The organism is Moorena sp. SIO4G3 (assembly GCF_010692305.1).
Classification (GTDB): Bacteria; Cyanobacteriota; Cyanobacteriia; order Cyanobacteriales; family Coleofasciculaceae; genus Moorena; species Moorena producens_A.
In genome coordinates this window covers 23,381-46,380 of sequence record NZ_JAAHIG010000011.1, presented here as the reverse complement: position 1 = coordinate 46,380, position 23,000 = coordinate 23,381, and the positions used below count along the sequence as shown (strand labels likewise).

Annotated in this window: 19 protein-coding genes; 9 read left to right on the top strand and 10 right to left on the bottom strand. The window is 43.9% G+C overall.

Annotated elements, in window-relative coordinates:
* Positions 1–123: 123 nt before the first annotated feature.
* Entirely contained in the window at positions 124–288 is a 165-nt protein-coding gene (locus F6J99_RS03685) for a hypothetical protein (RefSeq protein WP_293111752.1), read from the bottom strand.
* Here F6J99_RS03685 and F6J99_RS03680 point away from each other — a divergent pair.
* Complete coding sequence (locus tag F6J99_RS03680; protein ID WP_293111751.1) at positions 287–3,010, top strand: hybrid sensor histidine kinase/response regulator; 2,724 nt, start codon at positions 287–289, stop codon at positions 3,008–3,010. The genes F6J99_RS03685 and F6J99_RS03680 overlap by 2 nt on opposite strands.
* Before the next feature lie 94 nt (positions 3,011–3,104).
* Entirely contained in the window at positions 3,105–4,235 is a 1,131-nt protein-coding gene (gene cheB / locus F6J99_RS03675; protein WP_293111750.1) for a chemotaxis-specific protein-glutamate methyltransferase CheB, read from the top strand.
* Positions 4,236–4,300: 65 nt separating this feature from the next.
* Here the strand turns inward: cheB and F6J99_RS03670 are convergent, their stop codons facing one another.
* On the bottom strand, positions 4,301–5,038 hold the full coding sequence (locus F6J99_RS03670; protein WP_293111749.1) for an HAD family hydrolase: 738 nt from the start codon (positions 5,036–5,038) through the stop codon (positions 4,301–4,303).
* 161 nt (positions 5,039–5,199) lie between these two features.
* Positions 5,200–6,453, bottom strand: a complete 1,254-nt coding sequence (locus tag F6J99_RS03665; protein WP_293111748.1) for a S1 RNA-binding domain-containing protein — start codon at positions 6,451–6,453, stop codon at positions 5,200–5,202.
* 710 nt (positions 6,454–7,163) lie between these two features.
* Here F6J99_RS03665 and F6J99_RS03660 point away from each other — a divergent pair.
* From F6J99_RS03660 to F6J99_RS03645, 4 genes are all read left to right on the top strand, one after another.
* Complete coding sequence (locus F6J99_RS03660) at positions 7,164–8,303, top strand: ferrochelatase (RefSeq protein WP_293111747.1); 1,140 nt, start codon at positions 7,164–7,166, stop codon at positions 8,301–8,303.
* Positions 8,304–8,533: 230 nt separating this feature from the next.
* Positions 8,534–8,857, top strand: coding sequence for a phasin family protein (locus F6J99_RS03655; protein WP_008180024.1), 324 nt, complete (start codon positions 8,534–8,536; stop codon positions 8,855–8,857).
* A 22-nt stretch (positions 8,858–8,879) separates the two neighbouring features.
* Positions 8,880–9,437, top strand: a complete 558-nt coding sequence (locus F6J99_RS03650; RefSeq protein WP_293111746.1) for an FKBP-type peptidyl-prolyl cis-trans isomerase — start codon at positions 8,880–8,882, stop codon at positions 9,435–9,437.
* Positions 9,438–9,620: 183 nt separating this feature from the next.
* On the top strand, positions 9,621–10,091 hold the full coding sequence (locus tag F6J99_RS03645; RefSeq protein ID WP_293111745.1) for a GNAT family N-acetyltransferase: 471 nt from the start codon (positions 9,621–9,623) through the stop codon (positions 10,089–10,091).
* Positions 10,092–10,101: 10 nt separating this feature from the next.
* Here the strand turns inward: F6J99_RS03645 and dnaB are convergent, their stop codons facing one another.
* The 4 genes from dnaB to gloB form a co-directional block, all read right to left on the bottom strand.
* Positions 10,102–11,448, bottom strand: a complete 1,347-nt coding sequence (gene dnaB, locus F6J99_RS03640) for a replicative DNA helicase (protein ID WP_293054445.1) — start codon at positions 11,446–11,448, stop codon at positions 10,102–10,104.
* Positions 11,449–11,667: 219 nt separating this feature from the next.
* Entirely contained in the window at positions 11,668–12,126 is a 459-nt protein-coding gene (gene rplI, locus F6J99_RS03635; RefSeq protein WP_070394253.1) for a 50S ribosomal protein L9, read from the bottom strand.
* A 248-nt stretch (positions 12,127–12,374) separates the two neighbouring features.
* The gene (locus tag F6J99_RS03630; RefSeq protein ID WP_293111744.1) at positions 12,375–12,920 is read right to left on the bottom strand and encodes an EF-hand domain-containing protein; all 546 of its coding nucleotides are present in this window, start codon (positions 12,918–12,920) and stop codon (positions 12,375–12,377) included.
* A 120-nt stretch (positions 12,921–13,040) separates the two neighbouring features.
* On the bottom strand, positions 13,041–13,814 hold the full coding sequence (gene gloB / locus F6J99_RS03625) for a hydroxyacylglutathione hydrolase (protein ID WP_293111743.1): 774 nt from the start codon (positions 13,812–13,814) through the stop codon (positions 13,041–13,043).
* Positions 13,815–14,685: 871 nt separating this feature from the next.
* Here gloB and F6J99_RS03620 point away from each other — a divergent pair.
* Positions 14,686–15,924 carry an HhoA/HhoB/HtrA family serine endopeptidase gene (locus tag F6J99_RS03620; protein ID WP_070394256.1) on the top strand — a complete coding sequence of 413 codons (1,239 nt, stop codon included), beginning with the start codon at positions 14,686–14,688 and terminating at the stop codon, positions 15,922–15,924.
* Positions 15,925–16,062: 138 nt separating this feature from the next.
* On the opposite strand, the gene F6J99_RS03615 is transcribed toward F6J99_RS03620, so the two are convergent.
* A complete protein-coding gene (locus F6J99_RS03615; protein WP_293111742.1) occupies positions 16,063–17,334 on the bottom strand; it encodes an Ig-like domain-containing protein in 1,272 nt (423 codons plus the stop codon).
* Here F6J99_RS03615 and F6J99_RS03610 point away from each other — a divergent pair.
* On the top strand, positions 17,321–19,999 hold the full coding sequence (locus F6J99_RS03610) for a WD40 repeat domain-containing protein (RefSeq protein ID WP_293111741.1): 2,679 nt from the start codon (positions 17,321–17,323) through the stop codon (positions 19,997–19,999). The two genes, F6J99_RS03615 and F6J99_RS03610, sit on opposite strands and share 14 nt — an antisense overlap.
* A 338-nt stretch (positions 20,000–20,337) precedes the next feature.
* The gene (locus F6J99_RS03605) at positions 20,338–21,762 is read left to right on the top strand and encodes a hypothetical protein (protein ID WP_293111740.1); all 1,425 of its coding nucleotides are present in this window, start codon (positions 20,338–20,340) and stop codon (positions 21,760–21,762) included.
* Here F6J99_RS03605 and F6J99_RS03600 read toward each other — a convergent pair.
* A complete protein-coding gene (locus F6J99_RS03600) occupies positions 21,731–21,997 on the bottom strand; it encodes a hypothetical protein (protein ID WP_293111739.1) in 267 nt (88 codons plus the stop codon). The two genes, F6J99_RS03605 and F6J99_RS03600, sit on opposite strands and share 32 nt — an antisense overlap.
* A gap of 135 nt (positions 21,998–22,132) precedes the next feature.
* Positions 22,133–22,873, bottom strand: a complete 741-nt coding sequence (locus F6J99_RS03595; protein WP_293111738.1) for a methyltransferase domain-containing protein — start codon at positions 22,871–22,873, stop codon at positions 22,133–22,135.
* Positions 22,874–23,000: the final 127 nt, after the last annotated feature.

Sequence of the window (23,000 nt, the reverse complement as noted above, 5' to 3'; positions counted from 1 at the left end):
TGAAATCAAAATAATTTAAAGGTTTAATATAGGAAGGAAGATCGTGTTTTTTAAAAAAGTTATTTATTTCTTAATGTTTCATTTAAAAACTATTTTAATGACTAAAAAATAGTTAACTATTTTCTACAAATCAAAAAATTTTCTGTTCCCTGTTCCCTGTTCCCTGTTCCCTGTTCCCTGCTCCCTGTTCCCTGTTCCCTGTTCCCTGTTCCCTGTTCCCTGTTCCCTTTGACAACAATTCATCGGTAATATTCTTTTTTCTATTTCAATTAAAAAATGAGTAACCATGATAGAAGACGAAGAACTCAGAAATATTTATAAAATTACCAGCGAAGAACGTTTGCAGAAATTGGAAATTGGTTTGCTGCATTTAGAAAAGTACCCACAGGACAACGCTACTTTGGAACAGTTGCTGCGGGAAGCTCACAGCCTCAAAGGAGACTCCAGAATAGCGGGGATAGAGAATGTAGAAACCCTTATTCATGGTGTAGAAGACATTCTTGGCAGCATCAAACGTCAACAAACAGTTTTAACCCCACAGGTTAGCGATCGCCTTTATCAAGTCATAGATGCTATGGGTCTGCTGGTATATGAAGCAGTTACTGGTTCCGCAAGTGGTGTTGATACACCCTTGATGCTTAACTACTTGATGGCAACAGTTTCACAGCCATTGCAGCCAGACCAAGAAGCTGCTCTACAAAATGGCCATGTTTCCCAACTGGCACCAACTGTTATAGAAGATGAAGACTTGCGAGATATTTATAAAATTAGTAGCGAAGAACGTTTGGAGAAACTGGAAGTCGGTTTACTGCATTTAGAAAAGTACCCACAGGACAACGCTACCTTGGACAAGTTGCTGTGGGAAGCCCAAAGCCTCAAAGGAGACTCCAAAATAGCGGGGATAGAGAATGTAGAAACCCTCGCCCATGGTGTGGAAAACATTCTCGACAGCATCAAATGTGAACAGACCTTTTTAACCCCACAGGTTAGCGATCGCATTTATCAAGCCATAGATGCCATCCGCCTCTTAGTATACGAAGCAGTTACTGGTTCTATCAGTGGGGTTGATACCGCCGAGATACTTGACCATTTGATCACAGCAGTTCCAGATGTAGGTCAAGACCATGACTCACCCCCTGATGACTCACCCCCTCAAGTAGCTCAATGTGAACCAACTGAAGCAACTATTGAGGAGTCTCCACTATTACCGACTCTACCATTGCTTCCTAACAAAACTCCTTTAATAGTAACTCCAGAGGTTTCATCGAATCTTAGTGAACCCTACCGGATTGACACCATTCGGGTTCCAACTCCCTATCTTGATGCCTTAATGACACAAACCGGGGAACTAACAGTCACCAAAATTGGCATGGCTCATGCTATGGCTGAAATTGAGGAAGTGGCAACCCTATGGGAAGAGTGGAAAGTCGTTCATTGCCAAGGGCAATACCTGGAGTCTTCATCCATAGGAACCAATTCGTATGTACAACGCCTAGAACAAAAGATTAACTCTCTAAGAAGAATAGCTCAGGAAAACACTACAAGACTAGACATCATTGCTGGGGAATTAGACGAAAAAATTCGCACCCTCCGGCTTCTCCCCCTCTTCACTGTGTTTCAGTTATTTCCCCGTATGGTAAGGGATTTAGCCAGACAACAATCAAAAGAGGTCGAATTAATCATCGAAGGAGGAGAAACCACTGCTGATAAACGCATCCTGGAAGAAATCAAAGACCCCTTGATGCACATAGTTCGCAACGCCATCGACCATGGCATTGAAACTCCCACTGAACGAGAAAAACTTGGCAAGTCTGCTGCGGCCACGATTTGGTTGAGGGGCTACCAAAAAACCAACACCATTGTTATTGAAGTAGTAGATGATGGACGAGGATTAGATATCGATAAAATTAAGCAAACTGCTGTCCAGCGTGGACTCTGCACAAACGAAGAACTGGAACTAATGACTCCCAGACAGATTAACGACCTGATCTTAGCTCCTGGCTTTTCAACCCGGACATTTATTACAGAAATTTCTGGCAGAGGAATCGGCTTAGATGTCCTACGCACCAAGGTTGAGCAGCTTAACGGCAATATCGAGATCGAATCAACCCCTGGTCTTGGATGCACCTTTCGCCTCCAGCTACGCACAACCTTGTCCACTGCTAATGTACTGCTGGTAGATGTTCACGGGATTATCCATGGGCTACCGATTGAGTTTGTGGAAACGACTTTACTAGTTTCCCGGGAGCAAATATTTACGATTGAAGGTCGAGAAACCATCGCCTTAGACGGTCAAGCTATTGCTGTAGCAAACCTAGCTGATTTGCTGGAGTTGTCTAACTCGATTGGTTATACCTCTATCGCCACACTTAAGCAACAAAAAAGCGATCGGCGACCATGTATCCTGCTTAAGGTGGCAGACGAACAATTTGGATTGTTTATCGATGACCTTTTGGATACTCAAGAGGTGGTGATCAAACCTCAGAGTCAGTTATTAAAGCGGGTGCGTAATGTCAGTGGAGCAACTATTCTCGGTACAGGGGAAGTTTGCATGATTCTTAACCCTCCAGATTTGCTCACATCATTGCAATCCTATCAGCCAACCACATCCACAGTCTCAACCAAACTAAGGGAAATCGTTGAAAGCACGCCAGTAATTCTCCTAGTAGATGACTCGATTACCGTTCGCACCCAAGAAAAACGGATACTAGAAAGGGCTGGGTATGAAGTAGTGACAGCTGTAGATGGATTAGATGGCTATAACAAATTAAACACCCGTCACTTTGATGCCGTAATATCTGATGTAGAAATGCCCAATCTAGACGGATTTTCCCTAACTGCTAGAATTCGTAAGCATCAAGAGTATAACGAATTACCCATAATTCTGGTAACATCTTTGGCTTCTGATGAACATAAGATAAAAGGTGCCGAAGCGGGGGCTAATGCCTATATAACTAAAGGAAAATTTAATCAAAAGTTTCTCATCGAAACGTTACAAAGACTTGTTTAATAGTTAATTTTAATGTTACTAGTTAAGCTTTAAGGTTGAAGGTTGAAGGTTGAAGGTTGAAGGTTAGGTTAAATTTTAAATTTAAAAATCATCAATGACTATTCGAGTTTTATTAGTTGAAGATTCACCGCTTGCTATAGTAGTCCTGAAAAGGATTCTGAATTCATCAGAGCAGATTGAAGTGGTGGGAGAAGCTAGAACTGGCTTAGAAGCTTTGAACTTAATTCCCAAAGTTCAACCAGATGTCATTTGTACAGACCTCCATATGCCCCACATGAATGGTCTGGAGTTGACATCTAAAGTTATGGCGCTCTATCCTAGACCGATTCTGGTGATTAGTGTTTCGGTGCAGCAAGAGGATACTGATCAGATTTTTGAGCTTTTAGATGCAGGAGCAGTGGATATTTTTCCTAAGCCGTCCGCAGGAATGACAAGGGAAAATCAGTTGATCCAGCAGGAATTGATCAATAAGATTAAAATTCTATCTGGGGTCAAGGTCTTTACAAAAAACCGAACGTCTATATTAGGTACACAAAAGCAGGGGAGTTCTGGGAAAGGGAAGCTTCCGGAAATGGACTACAGCACCAATCACAATCAAATTGGTGGAGTATCACAGACAGGAAATCGTGCTGCTTTCTATTCTAATTACTCTTCTAAACCAAGAATAGTTGTGATTGGTGCATCTACAGGTGGACCCCAAGCCCTAAACGAGGTATTCACTCAGCTACCGTCGGATTTTCCTTTACCAGTAATTTGCGTTCAACACATTAGTCTTGGTTTTTTGCAGGGATTGATCGATTGGTTAGCTAGTCATTGTCCCTTGCCAGTTCAGATTGCTCAACCAGGAGATATGCCACAACCACGAAGAATTTATTTCGCACCAGAACAGCAGCATTTAGAATTCGATGCTATGGGTCGATTTATCTGTTCTGATTCAGAACCACTGGAAGGACATCGCCCTTCCGTAACTGTCACATTTGAGTCTGTAGCCAAGTTTTATCGCAAAGCTACAGTGGGTATATTGTTGACGGGTATGGGTAGAGATGGAGCGACTGGAATGCATACCATCGCTGAGGTTGGTGGCTTGACCATCGCTCAAGATGAAGCGACTTCCTTGGTGTTTGGCATGCCTAAAGAAGCGATCGCTCTCGGAGCAGCCAAAGAGGTTTTACCAATTGGTGCGATCGCACCAAGGCTGCGGGAGTTGTGCTTATTGAAACTTTAAAATTGAAAATAACACTTGACACTTATAACCGTAGCGCTATAAATACTAGTCCCTTATAGTTTACTTCAAATAATTTTCATCTCATCCAGGCTCGCGATCGCTATATCAGCTCCCTGTAAATGGGAAGCTTCTGGCTTTCCCCAGCAAATACCAATGCAACCCCCTGCACCAGCACCCTTTGCCATCTCAATATCACCGGCTGAATCTCCTACCATTAGAGTGGAAACAGGTTTCACCCCTAAAGATTGGCAGGCTTGTAGGAACAACCTGGGATCAGGCTTACTGATTTCAGAATCCACACCTTGCTGTAATTGGATATAGGGGTCTAGCTGGTTTCGATGGACAAAGGCTTGTACGCCAGCCGTAGAGTCTGCTGAGAGAATACCTAGCTTTAAACCAGCTTCTGAGAGGAATTTAAGGACTTCCAGGCTACCGGCAAACATTGGGGAAGTCCCAGCCCCATCTGGCAAGTACTTCTCGGCTTCAACAAAGGCACTGCCAGCAATTTCCAATGACTCTAACCATCCCCGACCAGTCTCAGCAATATAAGCCGCAGCCGCAATTTCATTTTCCCGACGGCTACCCACTGCCATTAACCCGGTAGGGTCAAGGGTGTCATCTTGGACACCAAATGCCATCAGCAGGGGTTCTCCAATACCAGGGATTTGGGCATCGATTAAACGCGATCGCTTATAGGCTAGTTCTCTTAAATAAACCTGTGAATCCTCTAAGGTACCGTCTTTATCAAATATGACTGCTTCAATATTGGGGAAAGTCACCTTCCCACAACGAATGGTTACCAAGGGTTTATGCCGTTGTTGATTGTAATCAACTTCATTCTACTAGGTCGTTGTTCAAGATTCGCACCTGCCAAGTTCTTTACTCTTGTTCCGGAACAGGGCGATAAATACAGATTAGCCATTAGCCTTAGCTAACGGCTAATTCTTGTGGCTGCACCTAGTTGTTACTCGTCGATGGCAGCTGCTACAAACTCTCCCTCTGGCACTGCGTCTTCTTGAGGCTCTGGGGACTCTTGGGACTCTTGGGGCTCTGGGGACTCTTGAGCCTGAACAGGCTCTGGGGACTCTTGAGCCTGAACAGGCTCTGGGGACTCTTGAGCCTGAACAGGCTCTGGGGACTCTTGAGCCTGAACCTGCTCTTGGGGCTCTGGGGACTCTTGGGGCTCTTGGGGCTCTGGGGACTCTTGAGCCTGAACAGGCTCTTGGGGCTCTTGAGCCTGAACAGGCTCTTGGGGCTCTGGGGACTCTTGTGGCTCTGGGGACTCTTGTTGAGTCATACTTTCTGGAGTTATACCTTGCTGTTGTGCTAGCATTTTCTCCCGGTACTTCTGAGCCATTTCTTCTGCCTTCTCGAAGACCACTTCCCGGTTGTTAATCATATCTCCCGGTTCTGGCTCTAACTGCTTTGTTGACAGAGAAATCCGACCTCGGTCAGCATCCAAGTCAATGATCATCACTTTTAGTTCATCATTGACATTAAACACACTATGAGGCGTATCAATATGATCATGGGAAATTTCGGAAATGTGCAGCAATCCGCTGACCCCGCCAATATCAATGAATGCACCGTAAGGTTTGATTCCTCGTACTGAGCCAATCACCACCTCTCCGACTTCTAGGCGGTTCATCTTGCGCTCGACTAGAGCACGACGGTGGGATAGTACCAGACGATTACGGTCTTCATCTACCTCCAGAAATTTTAGGGGCAGTTCTTGGGCCACCAAATCTTCCTTGGCTGCCCGAGTGCTAATATGAGAACCAGGAATAAAACCGCGCAACCCTTCAATACGTACCAACGCTCCACCACGGTTAGTGGCGAATACCAGAGAACGCACCGTAGCATCCTCCGCTTGTAATTGGCGCACTCGCTCCCACGCTCGCATATACTCAATGCGACGGATAGAGAGAGTCAACTGTCCATCTTCATTTTCATCGGTCAGGATGAAAAATTCCCGTGTTTCGTTGGATTGTAAAACCTCATCAGGATTATCAACTCGATTTATTGACATTTCCTGAATCGGAATATAGGCGGCGGTTTTCGCACCAATGTCAATCAGAGCGCCCCTCGGCTCTAGACTGAATACCGTACCCGGAACTATATCCCCTGGGCTAAAATGATAATCATACTTATCCAGAAGGGCAGCAAAATCTTCGTGAGTGAATCCTATATCTGTAGTTTTTGTTTTCTGACTGAGCATGTGCGTTGTTTGTCCTAGTTTGATTTGGTTTTAATGACTATGCCTCCTGTTGATGTACAAGCACGTCAGCATTGTGCTGTTTACACCGACATTGCGTTGTCCTACTTGTGACATCTCCCACACCTGTTGGGGGGTCGGGGGTAGGTGTGGGCTTCTCGCCAACCCCAGCTATCGCCATTTCCTTAAGGAAACCGATCCGCATTCGGGTACTCGACAAGCTTTACTATTGACGGGATGCCCCACCGCCAAGTTTCTGAATCTTATCTGATTTTAATTGCTCTATTGCAATCAGGTTTTCGGTCTACTCTCAATAACCAAGGGCATTTTCGGCTTTGGTTATCAAATAGACATAAATTCACCCCAATTTATATCCATTATAATTTATTAGACAAAACCTGAACTGAGCTCTGCGTCCAAAAGTACCCCACTGGCTTCGCCCACAGGACGACACTTGCGCCTTTGGTAGAGGCTAGTGGGCTAATCTCGAACTGATCAGCTCATTTAATAAGATTTAATTAAGACCAGAAATCCTATTATAACCTAATCGAGATTTTGTTATTAGTATCTTTACCGAACTTTCCAGGGTATTGTGCTACCTCCTATATCCCCCTATGGGGGATGTTAGCCTAATAAATGCCAGGGGTACATTCTGCACCCAAGACAAGGCAGGGATACCCCAGCAATCGACGTTTAGCCAGTAGGAATACCCAGTGGTTGCCACTCCAGAAAAATCTCAATCAGTCAAACCTTCCCCAAGCCATGGTCACGAACGAGTTGCGGTTTTACTCATGGGTTATGGAGAAGTCGAAAGCTACGAAGACTTCGCCAACTACAACGAACAAGCCTTAAACTTGCTCACTGCCAAATTTGCCCCAGTCCCCAACTGGATCTATCCACCCTTAGCCAAAATTTTGGCAATGTTTGACTTCCACGAGTGGGGGCACCAGCATGACAACTTTATTTCACCCCACAACAAGATTTTTGAACAGCAACGGGCAGGTATTGAAAAACAACTGCAAGCTAAATGGGGCGATCAGGTGCAGGTATTCAAAGCCTTTAACTTCTGCGCTCCCTTTTTGCCAGAACAAGTCCTCAGTGAAATTAAGGAGCAAGGGTTCCAAAAACTGCTGATCTATCCCCTGCTAGTGGTGGATTCCATCTTTACTAGCGGCATTGCGGTGGAACAAGTCAATAAAGCCCTCGAGAAATTAGAGGATAAAGATCAACACTGGGTTCAGGGATTGCGTTACATCCCGTCTTTCTATAACGAACCAGAGTACATTAATCTAACTGCTCAATTGGTGGAAGAGAAAATTACTACCGATTTAGCAGCAGCCTATCTGCCCTCCCAAATTGGCATTGTCCTGATGAACCATGGCTGTCCCCATGAAGCTAAAGGATTTGTGTCTGGGATTGACGAAAGTCAGGCACTGTATGAGGCAGTACGGGAAAAGTTGATGTATAAGTATCCCCTAATCTCTGTGGGCTGGCTTAACCACCAAACTCCCTTAATTAAGTGGACTCAGCCTCACACGGAGTTAGCAGCCCAGAACCTGATTAACTTAGGGGCTAAGGCGATTGTGTTTATGCCTATTGGCTTTGCCACAGAGAATCACGAAACCCTCTTAGATGTGCATCACATTGTCCACGGTCTAAAACGTCGTAACTCAGAGGTTACCTACGTAGAGATGCCCTGTGTTAATGATCATCCAGAATTCTTAGAGATGGCAGCGCAATGGGCTAATCCTCAAATTGAGGTACTTCTATCAGAAAATGCTCTATCTATCAACCCCCAGTTGGCAGCTGTGCAGGCATCAGAGCACCATCATCACCATCACCATCACCACTGATTCACCAGAGCATTTTAGTAGGTTGCTTTATATTAGGTTGCTTTATATATAGCACCTTCTTGCACCTCCTCCGTTCTCCTCCGACTGTTCTCCCTCTTCTCCTGTTCTAGGAAAGATGTCACAGAATAGAACTGTAGGCTGGGAATCAATGAAACTTGTCCAATCATAGGAAAGCCTAGCTGATCCCAGCCCCATAAAGTGCCGAGTGACAGGATAACAGGATAACAATTATGGATAATAACGACTGGCTCAAGCAGTTATTGTTGGTTGGGGTTGGCACAACCTCAATGGTTGCCGAAAAACTGCGAGAGGTAAGTGATGAATGGGTTAAAGATGGTAAAATCAACTCCGACCAAGCTACCGCTTTTGTGGATGATCTGATGAATCAGATCAAGTCAGAGCAGGGTAACTTTGAGAGCAACATGGAACGGCAGTTGCGCAATATGTTGCAGGATTTAGGGGTTCCTCGCCAATCAGAAATGGATGAATTGCGAGGTCGTATTGACCGTCTGGAGCGTCAGGTGCGGGATTTAGAAAATAAGCTCTGGCGTTGATAATCAATTAGGAGAACAGATTTTGAAACAAATTCTGATCAGCATAGGCGTTATAGTAGCCTTTGGGTTGCTTTTGGTTGTGGCTCAAGTGGGTATGGGTAACAAATCTACCACTGCTGGAGAAATTACCAACACTCAGCCGGAAGTAGTTACAACAGCTAACAGTGCTAACCCAGATGTTAATGATAAACAAGATCTAGCTATGGATTCTAGTTCAGAAAGTGAAACCAATATGGATCAGGCGGTTACAACAGATTCGGGCTTGCAGTACATCGACGTGGTTGAGGGTGAGGGAGCAAGTCCTGAGAGGGGACAAACGGTAGTGGTTCACTACACTGGTACGCTGAAGGATGGCACCAAGTTCGATAGTTCTCGCGATCGCAATAGTCCTTTTTCCTTCAGAATCGGTATAGGACAAGTGATTAAAGGCTGGGATGAAGGGGTTGGTTCTATGAAGGTTGGTGGTCGTCGTAAGCTTATCATTCCCCCAGACTTGGGTTATGGTGCCCGTGGCGCGGGTGGGGTAATTCCGCCTAATGCTACGCTGAATTTTGATGTGGAATTGTTAAAAATTAACTAGTAACTTAACCTGGATTGATTAACTTATTCAGCGATGAACTGAATACTTGCTCCCAGTTAGTGACTTCTTGCTAATTGGGAGTTTTAGTTAAGAGAGAAAAACTTGTTGAACTATTTGTTACTCCTATCGAAAGGAGTTGGAACCTGGTGATTATCGAGTATGTTCGGTGGCTTTGGATGTAGAATGAATATTCGTAACATTTGTCCTGATGATTACCAACAAATAATTACCATTCTAGATGAATGGTGGGGTGGACGAAAAATGAGTGATATGCTTCCAAAGCTCTTTTTCGTGCATTTTTGTGAAACAAGTTTTATTGCAGAAACTGATCAAGAAATAACTGGATTTTTAATTGGTTTTCTATCACAGACATATTCGGATGAGGCATATATTCATTTTTTAGGTGTCCATCCTAAATTTAGAAAACAAGGTATTGGTCGTCTCCTATACGAACAGTTTTTTAAAACTGTTCGTAAGTTTGGTCGTATCCGAGTAAGATGTGTTACCTCTGAGATTAATAAAAACTCGATTGCTTATCATTTGCGGATGGGATTTAAAATCGAATCCAGTGATTGCAAATACAACAGTATTTCATACTATCCAAACTATGATGGTTCAGGGCAAAATCGTGTCCTATTTGTGAAACAGTTGTAACTACGGTAGTTCACACTCTTTGATTTGCCATATTCAGGAACTTGGTTAACCCAGGTTTAAAGATAAGTTTCACCGTTCCTGTCGGACCATTACGATTTTTAACAATGATGACTTCTGCGGTATCTCCATCTGGTGAATCTGGATTATAATAGGAATCTCTATAAAGCATCATGATTAAATCCGAGTCCTGCTCGATTGAACCCGATTCTCTCAAATCCGACATCATGGGTCGTTTATTAGTGCGAGATTCCACAGCCCGACTTAACTGAGACAGAGCAACCACTGGGACTTTCAGTTCCCGAGCTAATCCTTTGAGAGAGCGAGTAATCCGAGACAACTCCTGAACTCGATTTTCACTACCACTGCCTTCCATTAACTGTAAGTAATCGATTAAAATTAATCCCAACGGGCTCCCTTGGGCTGCTTGAAGACGACGAGCATGCGATCGCATTTGCATCACAGTCTGGTTAGCGGTATCATCAATATAAATCGGCAACTCTGATAACATACCGATTGCCTCACTCAGTGGTGCCCACTGATTTTGAGCAATGCGCCCAGCTCTGAGAAAGTTACTGTCAATTTTCGCTTCACTAGCTAACAACCGCTGCACTAGTTGTTCTCTTGACATTTCCAAGCTAAAGATCGCCACTGGCATTTTTTCAGCTACGTTACGAGCAATTCCTAACGCTAAGCTAGTTTTTCCCATGGATGGTCTACCAGCAATGATAATTAAGTCAGACGGACTTAATCCCCCAATTTGGGCATCCAAATCATAGAAGTCTGATGGAATACCAGGCAAATCAATACCCTGATTCCGATTTTCTATATCTTGGAAGGTCTGGACTAGGGTTTCAGAAATCGGGATGAGACCTTGCTGAGGACGCAATTGGGTGAGGCTGAAAATTTTCTGTTCCGCTTGGTCAAGGACCGTTTCCAATTCCAAGGATGTCTCATAACCCAACTTAAAAATCTCGTTACCGGCTTCGATTAGCTGACGGCGCAGGTACTTGTCCATCACTAACTTAGCGAACCTGTCAATATTGACCGCTGAAACCGTTTGTTCAACTAGCTGAGCTAACTTAGCTTGACCCCCAACTTTCTCTAATAAGTCATTGTCATAAAGCCAGGTAGTAACACTCATCAAATCCGTGGGTTTACCCTGGCTATAAAGTAATAAAGCAGCTTCGTAAATGGTTTGGTGAATCCGGACGTAGAAGGCTTTTGGATTCAGGAAATCACCAATTCGACCCATGGCTTCTGGATCTAATAAAATGCCTCCGATAATAGACTCTTCGGCATCAATATTTTGGGGTGGTATAGAGTTCCCAAACGCTGAAAAATCTGGTTTTTGAGTCATAGTCAACTAGTCGTCTATTGAGTTCAGGGTAAAGGTCAGCTATTAGCTAATGGGCTATGTCACAGGCTAGAAGCCTGTGCCACGGTACTTGAGGTGCTATCAGCCTTTAGCTGACTCATACAACCTGAACAAATGAAGCACCTGTTGTTTAATTGAGAGTTGACAGGATGATACAATCAACAGTCAACTCTCAAGAAACTAAACAAACTATTAATTAACTTATTTGGGAACAACATGAATTTCTACAGTGGCTGTAACTTCTGGATGAAGCTTAATTTCTGCATTATAGAAACCAAGTTGACTAATCTCAGGTATAGTTATACCTCGGCGGTCTATTTCTTTGCCAGTAGACTCTTGGATGGCATCTGCCAAGTCTTGGCTGGTAACAGTACCGAAGATAGCATTATCTTCACCCAACTGCTTCGCGATAGTAAAGCGGCTAATGGTTTGTAGAGCAGTCTTCATCGACTCAGCTTGTCGCTTGATTTCGAGGATACGCTGCCGTTCTTGCTCTCTGCGCCGCTCAACTTGCTTGAGAACACCAGAGGTAGCCCTAACTGCAATTCCTTGGGGAATGAGATAATTGCGAGCATAGCCGGGAGCTACCTCTACGAGATCACCGTCTTTTCCGAGTTTGTGAACGTCTTTGCTTAAAACGACTTGTACACGTTTTACCATAGTGTTTAATTTCGGGTATAGTTTATAGTGAAGGATAATGCTTCGACAAACATTCCATCTTACGACAATTTGTAAGCGATCGCAACTTAGTGCTGAGAGCTGAGGGCTGAGGGCTGAGAGCTGAGGGCTGATTGCTGATTCCTGATTGCTGATTGCTGATTGCTGATTCCTGAGGGCTCGGTGTCAATTAAAACACTTGTTAAACCCTTTCGGGGATAACATATCCGCCAATAGGCAAACCTAAATCATCAGTAGGAACCGAAAATCCAGTTTCCTGGAGCCTCTGGATCTTGACTGTAATAGAATTCGGTAACTAGATCTAATATCTCTTGTTTGTCAATGTAACCATCATTGTTCTGATCGAAGCGTCCAAAAATTTCTTCAATTTGACTGTCGTCAATACCGTAAGCCTTAAAAAATTGTCGGTATTCTTCCAGAGTAACTTTATCGTCTTTATCAGAATCCAATAGGAAAATAATCCCTGCCGCTTTAGCATTGACTACTGCTTCATTCCCGTCGGTGTCACTCAGTACATTTTCGTGATAAGTCAACCATTCATCCAAGGTCACTTGCTGGTCTTGATTCTGGTCGGTAAATTTTTGCACGCCATTCCAAATCCTCATGTAAATAGCAAGAAGATTGTCATAATATGGCGAGCCCGGTGTCCAACCCCTGATCCCAGCAAGGTTATCAGTAATCCGTTCAAAATCGGCTTGGGTTAAAACACCGTTTGTTTGCTGATCGTACAGGTTAAACAACCGGGTCAATTTTTTCTGCTGCAATTCGCTAAGCATGGGTTTTTTCTATTGCTTGGATTAACTAAATTTCTTAACTCAACCTTGATTATAGTCCAACTAATCAAGGGACATATTCTCAAGGAAATATGTCCCTTGATCAAGGCTTTATCAATAATCTTAGAATCGGTCTTTCATTTCCCGTAACCGTGCAAATGTCTTAACGGGTTCTTTTGCTTGAGCAGCCGACTGTAGGGCAGGCTCATCCCAACGTAAAAATGGATTGGTGTGCTTTTCAACCCCTAAGTGGGAAGGTACCGTTGCCTCTTTACGATCACGCGCCTCTTGGACTTGGGCAAATCTCCCTTGTAAGTCCAGGTTTTCACCATCGACACTCAGGGCAAATTGGAGATTTTTCAGGGTGTATTCATGAGCACACCATACTCGTGTATTATCTGGTAAATCCCTTAGCTTGCTCATGGATTCTACCATTTGGCCTGGTGTTCCTTCAAATAGTCTGCCACAGCCGCCCGCAAATAGGGTGTCGCCACATAAGAGTTCACCGGTTTCACCAGGGACTACTGGGGGAAAGTAGTAGGCAATATGTCCTCTGGTGTGTCCGGGAACGAATAATACTTCACCAAGGCGATCACCAAACTCGACGCGATCGCATTCGTTTAAAAACACCTGTTGACCAGGAATCCGACCCCGGTCTTCAGCTCCCCCATATACACAGACATCTGGAAACTGCTGGATCAACTGTCGATTTCCCCCCACATGATCCATGTGATGGTGAGTGTTGAAAATAGCCACTAATTCGGCATCCAGTTCTTTCAGACGCTTTACCACCGGTTTAGCCTCGGCTGGATCAACCACAGCAGCAATATTCCGCTTGGGGTCGTGTAATAAGAAGATATAGTTGTCAGAAAGGGCTGGAAGTCGATAAATCTGCATAGTTTCACACCATCTGTTTAACTTACAATAATTTATAGTTTTTAGTTTTTTATCAACAACAGATGCTAGGTATATTATACCTTAATTTATAATTTTTTATCGGGATTTATTGAGCAATTTACCAACTTTATCTTTCTTATTAAACCTACTATTAAATAGATTTTTTTTTTGATAAACCTCCAATATTTTTCGTGTCCTTAAACCAAAATTATCTGAATCAAAGTTACCCTTGAACACAAGTCATAGGTAATCAGTAATAGTTAGCGAATCACCAACTAACCTTTATCCCTTACCAACTCACTATCGGTAACATTCCTGACACTATTTCATCTTAGAAGTGTATGCATGTTCGGTTAACCCATCACATATTGGTAGTATTGTCAACCTCCATGACTAGGCGAATGCGCTAGACTAATGATCATATTGGATAGGGACTATTTCTGCCTCGTTGCCCTTATGGTATAGCCTCCGAAGCGAAGGGTGGCTTCCCTTGCTAATTGTATTGCCAATTGTATTCAGGTCCCGACCCTCAATAATTTTAATCTAAGTTAAACACTGCTCTCACAGAAAATTAACAGAAGATGTCTAGATTAAATTATAGGACTTACGCCGCCAACCGATTTTATACAGGTGATTACACCTATTTCAACCTTTGATTTATAGCGATGCCTCAGGTGCTACCCGTGGCGAATTTAATTACGGGTCAAACGCACCATTACGGTCTTGGGGAGCCAGTGCCGCCAAAGGGGGTTCCCCCCATGAGCAACTGGCGTGGTCCCCCCCATGAGCGACTGCATCAAGACACTGATTCAAAACCACTATCAAGCCCACTGCCTCCGATGTCGATCTACCCTTGTGTCAACAGAATCTTATGCTAGTAGACCATCAAACCCCCAAATCTAATCACACCACCCGTAATCCCTTAAAAAAAGCAGGAACTTATGTATCACTGTTGTTACTGGGAGCAGGGTTAGGCTTTTCCGGCGGTTATGTAGCATTACGTAACTCTGTTCCCCAATCCACATCCCCTCAAGCAATTGTCCCTCAGAACAAAACAGCTAGGCTTCCAGGCACTAAACCTGTGGTGACTGAAAATCCTAACTTTATCACCAATGTGGTAGAACAAGTTGGACCAGCAGTGGTGCGGATTAACGCTTCTAGAACCGTCACCAGTAGAGTCCCAGATACTTTTAGAAACCCGATGTTCCGGGAATTTTTTAGGTTCCCATTTCCCGATGTACCCCAAGAGCGAGTTGAACAGGGTACCGGTTCAGGTTTCATTATCGATACCGATGGTTATATTCTCACCAATGCCCATGTAGTCGATAGTGCGGATAGTGTTAATGTAATCCTCAAGGATGGTCGCCAATTTAAAGGGACGGTAGTGGGAAGCGATCCCTTGACAGATGTAGCTGTGATCCAGATCGAGGCAGAAAACTTACCTACCGTTGCTCTCGGTGATTCTGATCAACTCACCCCAGGAGAATGGGCGATCGCAATTGGTAATCCCCTTGGTTTAGATAGTACTGTAACCACTGGCATCATTAGTGCTACCGGTCGTTCTAGCTCTCAAGTCGGTGTTCCTGATAAGCGAGTGGAATTTATCCAAACCGACGCTGCTATTAACCCCGGTAATTCCGGTGGACCCCTGCTCAATGCCTCCGGTGAAGTGATTGGCATGAACACAGCCATTATTCGGGGTGCTCAAGGATTAGGATTTGCCGTTCCCATTAATACGGTGGAAGAAATTGCTGAACAACTGATTGTTGACGGTAAAGTAGAACATCCTTACTTGGGCATCCAGATGGTAACCTTAACCCCAGAGGTTAAACAACAGATCAACAGTAATCCCAATGCTGGGTTGATGGTTGATGAAGAACAAGGGGTATTGATTGCCAAAGTAATACCTAATTCCCCAGCTGCCAAAGCAGGATTGCGTGCGGGTGATGTGATCCGCAAAATCAATGATCAGCCAGTCAAAGATGCAACAGAAGTTCAGAAGTCTGTGGCTAAAACCAAAGTAGGCAGTGATTTAATCCTAGAGTTGCGTCGCAATCAACGAGATACCAAATTGACTGTGCGACCTGGTGCTTTTCCTACTGGTAAGTAGTCGTTGAAACCATTACATTAATATCAAGTTCGGTTAATCACTTTAGTTATCAGGCTTTGGATCACATCAGCATTCAGCTGACTGCTGAATGCTGAATGCTGACTTATTGACTAATGAGTGATTAACCAGACTGGCATATTAGACATAGCTTTGCCAGGTCTGCCCTGTTAAGGACTCGGTGGCTACTGCCTCCTGCAGCCCCGTTTCATTCATCCGCCAGATCTCATTTTGTCCGGTAGTGCCATTACGCAACAGGACATCGTCAAAACCATTATTGTCAAAGTCCATAGTACCACGAATTTCCCACTCACCGCTGATTGGTAGTGAGGCAATCAACACTGACTCTACGTACTCAGTACCTTCCATCCGCCAGTAGTAGACATCTTGGTTTTGAGTATTACGCCACAGAATATCCGCGTCACCATCGTTATCTAAATCTCCAGCACCTTGCATTTGCCATAGACCGTCTTCCGCTACCAGCAAATTCTCACCATTATTCTGTCTGGTAATAAAGATTCCCTGATCCAGCTGCGTACCATTCATCAACCAAACCCCATTTTCTCCGGTATTGGTATTACGCCAGAGAATATCTTCTTCTCCATCACTGTCGAAATCTCCCGTGCCACGGATTTCCCAGTTGAGGTCTGATACCTGGCTGCTAGATGCTGTGCTTTTGAACTCAGAGCCTTCCATTAGCCAGAAGTTCACATCTCCGGTATTAGTATTACGCCAGAGAATATCCTTTTGCCCATCGCCGTCGAAGTCTCCAGCACCACGCATCTCCCAGGGACTATCAGCTGATTCCGCTTGAATTGGATTTGACTGATCCAACTCAGTGCCATTCATGATCCAGGCAAGATTGCTTCCAATCTGAGAATTACGCCAAAAAATATCCGCAGAAGAGGCAACATCCTCAACAGGAGTAACGTTAATGTCAACAGTAGCCGTCTTAGTAGTCAGACCATTATTTAACTCATAGGTCAAACTGTCAGCTCCATTAAAGCCATTGTTAGGAGTGTAAATTACAGAATCATCACTGAAGTCTCCAGCAGTGCCATTGTCATCCACTACTGCAGTACCATTGCTGGGACTATTGACAATGGTCAGAGTGCTGTTTCCGTTAATATCAGTGTCATTTGCTAAAACATCAATGGTTACCGCTGCATTTTCTTCAGTAGTAGCGGTGTCATCTACTGCAATCAGACTGTTCTCGTCAACAGCAGCAGCAACGTCAATGTCAACAGTAGCAGTCTTAGTAATCAGACCATTGCTTAACTCATAGGTAAAACTATCAGCTCCACTGAAACCATCATCAGGAGTGTAAATCACAAAATCATCAGTTAAGTCTCCAGCAGTGCCATTGTCATCCACTACTGCAGTACCATTGCTGGGATCATTGAGANTTAGCACAGCACGGTTATTAGTAGAAGGACAAGATGCTGAGGGGAATCCCTATGTAGAACCAGCCCATGATGCTTTAGTGCGGGGATGGCAAAGATTGCTGGGATGGAAGCAACAGGAGGAGGAAAGCCTACTTCTGCAACGGCGGTTGACTCCTGCGGCGGTGGAGTGGAAAAGTGTTAAAAGCAAAAAACAATCATCCGGTTTTGAAGTCAAGGCTGAAGCTGTGATTAATTGGTTGAATGGGAGACTTGACCTTGCTGAAAACTTTCTTAACAAAATAAACACCCTCGAAAATACGAACTTGGCTCGATTGTGGCAACGGACATCGGATGAACAAAAAGGTTCGAGAGAGAAACCCGTACAGTTTCTTTGGAATGCCAATCCTTATCTCGATGTATTGAATAAAGAACTCAATTCTGAGGACAACTGGTTTAACCAGGTAGAAGTTGAGTTTGTGCAGCGTAGCGTCCGGCGAAAAAGCTTAAATACTCGTCGGAATTGGGGTGTTGCGATCGTAGTCATTCTGGGGTTAGCTACAGGTTTGGTATTCTCCTTAATTGGTCAGAAAGATGCCCTGATCGGTCAAATTAAGGCTGATCGGCAAACAGCCGAAGCCAACTTACAATCAGATCAAGAGTTAGAAGCTTTGCTTGCCAGTTTACGGGCAGCAAAATCTCTTCAAGATTGGCCAGGATACTTATTCTTATTCAAGCCAGACAGTAAGCTTAAAACTGAAGTGTTACAAACTTTGCGAAAGGTATTCTATTCAACTAGAGAATATAACCGCAGAGAAGTGCCTCAAGGTTTTAAAAAGATGTTTTTTAAGCCTGATGGTACGTTAATGATTGCTACAGCAGCAGAGGATGGTACTGTCCGCTTACAAGACTTCCAAGGCAGACAACAACCCAAAGTATTTCCAGGACATGAGGTGGACGTAGACCTTGATGTTAGTCCGGATAGTCGCTTATTAGCAACAATTGACCAGCAAGGGACTTTTCGCCTCTGGAACTTAGAAGGAAAACAGGAAGAGCCACGTCAGCTTACAGACTGTATTTCAGGGTTTACATATACTGATGTAAATCTATTTCCTACTGGTTTCGGTGTATATAACAGAGGGATCAGTTTCAGTCCTGATAGCAAGAAGCTTCTAGCCAATTTACAAAGGTTTACTGAGAAGGGCGATTCCAGTACTATCTGCCTGTGGGAAACGGGAGATAAACCGAAGCTATTGAAACGGGAAGGCAATTTCCATAGTATTAGCTTTAACTCCAAGAACCAGCTAGTAGTAGCTAACGAATCTGGCAATACCCTCAGATTGTCGGACTACAGGAGTCGTAATCAGTTGGCAGAGTTTAAAAATTTTGATAATATGCTATCGGAAAATCTGGTTTTTAGTCCTAATGGTGAATACTTAGCAGGATTTTTTGGAAATGATGAAAGGATGGCCTACTTTGGTAGTTTAGATAATAAGTATTGGGATAATAAGTTTAAACCCATAAGTAGAGCTAGCAGTATCATTTTTGATACCGAAAGTCGTCTGATTATTGGGCAAGAGGGTGAGGGTATTATTAGTGTTTATGATGAGCCATATAGTTATTCTTCTTTGTCAGACGCCTTGGAATTTGAACTTAAAGGGCATCAAGGTGGTGTTCGTGAGGTTATTTCTAGCTCGTCGAACGGCAGACAACTTGCTAGTTTAGGTCGTGATGACAATACCCTGGTCTGGTGGAAACTAGATCAGAATCCATTAGAGGAGTTAGAGCTAAGTCCGAAATTAAAAAGTATAAAAAGTATCAGCATCAGCCCCGATGGTAAGCAACTAGCTGTTGTCGGAATTGATGACACTATTCGTCTGTTGGATTTGAAGGGTAAGGAGTTGAAGCGATTTCCAGATCTTAAAACAACAATAAGGCAAATCATTTTTAGCCCTGATGGTACACAATTGGCTGGAGTTGGTCAAGATAATAGGATTCGCTTATTGGATTTGAATGGCAATCAGTTGTATAAATCTAAAAATTTTAATAAAATAATTAGCCAGCTTCTTTTTAGCCCTGATGGTACACAATTGCTTGTTGTGGAGAACGATAGTACTTCTCCGCAGCTTTATGATGATACTACAAATAGTACTCTCCATCGGTTGAATTTGAACAGTAAAATCTGGACAAATGAACCTAGGCTATCGGGTGAAATCGCTTTTAGCTCCGATGGCAAGCTGTTAGTGGCGCAGAATGCTTTACCTGATCACTATGTAGAGCTAGGTAATATCTTTTTAAAAGAATTGGAGTCTGGTGAGGAATTAGTTAAGTTTAAGAGTGCTAATCGCAGCTTGAATCGCAGCTTGAATAGTATCGGTTTTAGTACCAAGGGTGGCTTAGTCGTTAGTGCGTCGAAGCGTGATTCGGAGGATAAGGAGAAGGGTTATATCTATGTATGGGATATGTCAGGAAAATTATTGACTGCTTTTGAACATGGGCATAAAAGCGAAGTTACAAGTATAAGTTTTAGTGCTGATGGCAGCGTACTAGCCACTCTTGACAGTTCCGGAACTGCCAAGTTATGGCGTATATTACGATTCAATGAACTAATAGTCAAGGGTTGTAATTGGGTGCGAGACTATTTGGAGACGAACCCCAATCTTGACGAGAGCGATCGCAATCTCTGCAAAAATTGATGGCGTTGCTGATTTTGGGTATGCTTTCGCCCCCCTAGCCCCCCAATTCTGGGGGGAACAAAACTCTCAAGCGATGCAGCGCGGTCTTGGGGAGCCAGTGCGGTCTTGGGGGTTCCCCCCATGAGCAACTGGCGTGGTTTCCCCCATGAGCGACTGCATCAAGACAAGTCCCCCAAAGTTGGGGGATTTAGGGGGCTGTAATAAAATCAGATAATCGCGCATTCATCCCTTAATTCAGCAACGCCGGCCTATATAGGGTTTATAAATGAAATGAAACAGCCCTACCCTTATTAAGGGGGACCAACGGGGGATCTCAATCAGGCATTAACAAAACTCAAATGCGACATTGGAAAGTATTATCCGGATTTATTCTATTCATCCTCTCAGCAGTGATCGTACTGCTGAGCTCTGCCCTACCCAATAGTCTTCTTGCCTCCCAAGCTGCTAGTCCTCTTGCCCAAGTACGCATCAAGACCGAAACAGTAATAGGTCAGCAGGATTTTTTCCGAGTTGGCAAATCCCACAAAGGTCGTTGGTGGTTGATTGACCCCGATGGCAAACCCTTCCTTTACCGGGGTGTCACCTCCGTCAACTTTGGCTATCCTGCTCCCTATGTTCCGGTTGTCGAGGATAAATATGGTCAAGACCCCGCTGCCTTTCGGGAAGCTACCTTTGAGCGGCTGCGGAGCTGGAATTTTAATGCCCTAGGAGCATGGACACCACCTCAATTGTGGGATCAGGGTATGCCCTACACGGTTATCCTAAATTTCGTCAAAGCTGCTCCAGACAGTGAACTTAGGGTTGATGACAGGAAGCTAAAGTTACCGGATGTGTTTGATCCGAAATGGATTGAAGGGATTGATGCTAAAGCTAAGGAAATCGTAGCACCGGTGGCAAGTAGTAAGCTGCTAGTGGGATATTTTACTGACAATGAACTCAATTGGGCACACGCTGAAACAGCAGACCGAAAGGTTAACTCAGAGTTGTTGTTGACCAATAACGCTAAGGCATCTTTACTACAATTTTGCCTTAGCCTCAATAAAGAAAAACCCGCCTATAGTGCTGCCTGGGATTTTGTTTTAAAGCGCCATGGTAATAGTTTAGAGCAGTTAGCTAAAGATTGGCAGGTCCCTATTGAATCTAGAGACACGATTAAAGAATGGACTAAGACAAAACAAGGGATTGTTTCTAAAGGCTACTTAGTGGATCAGAATGGGTTTCAAGCAGAATTTGCTCGACGCTATTTTCAGGAAACTGCAGCAGCAATCCACCGCTATGACCACAATCATTTAATCCTGGGATGTCGGTTTGGGGCTCCTCCTTCTGATGCTGTATTTTCCGCCATCAAAAGACCTTGGGTAGATGTGGTATCTGCTAACAATTATCGCTACAACATGTATGAGCGGATAGACCTATACTACCAAGCTACAAAATTGCCAGTGCTCAACACTGAGTTTAGTTGGGGACACACCAGGTTTACTCAACGAGCCTTACCCGATGAACCAGAAGACGGGTTTTCCGAAAGGTCACGGATGATGCGTAATGGCGCTAAGTCCTTAGCCAGGGCTTTGACTCATCCCGCTCTTGTCGGTTATACCTGGTATCGTTGGGTAGATTTGCCCGGTCATACACCCCCGATTAGTTTTGGTCTGGTCAATCTTGAGGATGATCCCAACCTCTCCCATACAACCTTACTCAAGCGATTGAATGCTAGAGCTGATGCGATCGCGACTACAGCAAAGGGAATAGGGAACAGGGAATAGGGAACAGGGAGTAGGGAATAGGGATGCAGCACGTAGCGCATAAGCTGATAGCTGTTCGCGTAGCGTGGCCATTCGCGTTCGCGCAGCGTGGCCTATGGCCAAGGCCTTTAGCTGATAGCTGATAGCTGATAACTGATATACCAATCCGTGTAGGAATTGCGAGAATTTTTGTTCCCTTTTCCCTACTCCCGTCTTGATGCAATAGCGAGTGGGGGAAACCACGGCAGTCGCTCATGGGGGGAACCCCCAAGACCGCGCTGCCTCCCCAAGACCGCGCTGCATCGCTACTCCCTACTCCCTGTTCCCTGTTCCCTGTTCCCTGTTCCCTTTGGTATAGCTGATAGCTGATAGCTGATAGCTGATAGCTTAACTACTTAGTTGCTGTAATAAAAACAAAACGGTCAGGAAATTCAAGGATAGATTGTTGAGCATATTTTTCGGAGATTTCTGCTAGACCTTCCTCTAACTGTTGATCATCAAAGAATGACAGTAAGGACATATAGCGATTTGCTACCATTTTCAAGTATTGTTCTTTAGGAATTGACTGAAGATATTCAACAAAATCAACTGAGACGTTGAAGCCGACTTTTTCTAGTAAACTACTTAGATCGTTATAGTTAGGCTGCCCTCTTTCATATCGCTCTAAAGCTTCCTTGAATAAAGGATACTCAATAGTTGGAGGCAGAAGGATTAGCAAGAAAATTCCTCCACTAGTTAGCTTTTCAAACAAACTACTAAATAGTAATTCTTTATTGTCTATATGATGAATGGCTTCCTTCATATAGACCTTATTATAACCTGAGGTCTCAGAGACAAAAGTAATCGCATCTACTGCTCTAATTTGGTATTGGGGGCTTAAGGGGATTTGTGAGAGCATCTCTTCAGAAGGATCCACGCAGATAATCGGATTATCTAACTGTATTTCCTTAGGAATTGCTTGGGTAAAAAGCCCTGTACCGCAGCCTAAATCTACAATACTATCTGTTGGGGTTAAGCGTAAATATTCAATTATGCTTAAACCCATAAATCTAATGTAGTCTTCTGAGTAACTCCACAAATCATCATAGATACTCCCGATTCTTTTATAGTGTTTTGGATTTGAGCTACTCATGGCTTTAATTCCTCTTGTTATTTATGATTATTAATATAGCGGTTTTTAATTGGTGAAGTACAAACTTCTGGGTTTTAGGGAGCAGGGAGCAGGGACTTCGGAGCAGGGAAAAAATCCTGTGGAATAG

Bases quoted from the DNA above. Each gene is read 5' to 3' on its own strand.
- F6J99_RS03680 (WP_293111751.1), top strand. From the start codon at position 287: ATGATAGAAGACGAAGAACTCAGAAATATTTATAAAATTACCAGCGAA.
- F6J99_RS03685 (WP_293111752.1), bottom strand. From the start codon at position 288: ATGGTTACTCATTTTTTAATTGAAATAGAAAAAAGAATATTACCGATG.
- cheB (WP_293111750.1), top strand. From the start codon at position 3,105: ATGACTATTCGAGTTTTATTAGTTGAAGATTCACCGCTTGCTATAGTA.
- F6J99_RS03665 (WP_293111748.1), bottom strand. From the start codon at position 6,453: ATGCTCAGTCAGAAAACAAAAACTACAGATATAGGATTCACTCACGAA.
- F6J99_RS03655 (WP_008180024.1), top strand. From the start codon at position 8,534: ATGGATAATAACGACTGGCTCAAGCAGTTATTGTTGGTTGGGGTTGGC.
- F6J99_RS03645 (WP_293111745.1), top strand. From the start codon at position 9,621: ATGAATATTCGTAACATTTGTCCTGATGATTACCAACAAATAATTACC.
- dnaB (WP_293054445.1), bottom strand. From the start codon at position 11,448: ATGACTCAAAAACCAGATTTTTCAGCGTTTGGGAACTCTATACCACCC.
- rplI (WP_070394253.1), bottom strand. From the start codon at position 12,126: ATGGTAAAACGTGTACAAGTCGTTTTAAGCAAAGACGTTCACAAACTC.
- F6J99_RS03630 (WP_293111744.1), bottom strand. From the start codon at position 12,920: ATGCTTAGCGAATTGCAGCAGAAAAAATTGACCCGGTTGTTTAACCTG.
- gloB (WP_293111743.1), bottom strand. From the start codon at position 13,814: ATGCAGATTTATCGACTTCCAGCCCTTTCTGACAACTATATCTTCTTA.
- F6J99_RS03620 (WP_070394256.1), top strand. From the start codon at position 14,686: ATGCTAGTAGACCATCAAACCCCCAAATCTAATCACACCACCCGTAAT.
- F6J99_RS03605 (WP_293111740.1), top strand. From the start codon at position 20,338: ATGCGACATTGGAAAGTATTATCCGGATTTATTCTATTCATCCTCTCA.
- F6J99_RS03600 (WP_293111739.1), bottom strand. From the start codon at position 21,997: ATGAGCGACTGCCGTGGTTTCCCCCACTCGCTATTGCATCAAGACGGG.
- F6J99_RS03595 (WP_293111738.1), bottom strand. From the start codon at position 22,873: ATGAGTAGCTCAAATCCAAAACACTATAAAAGAATCGGGAGTATCTAT.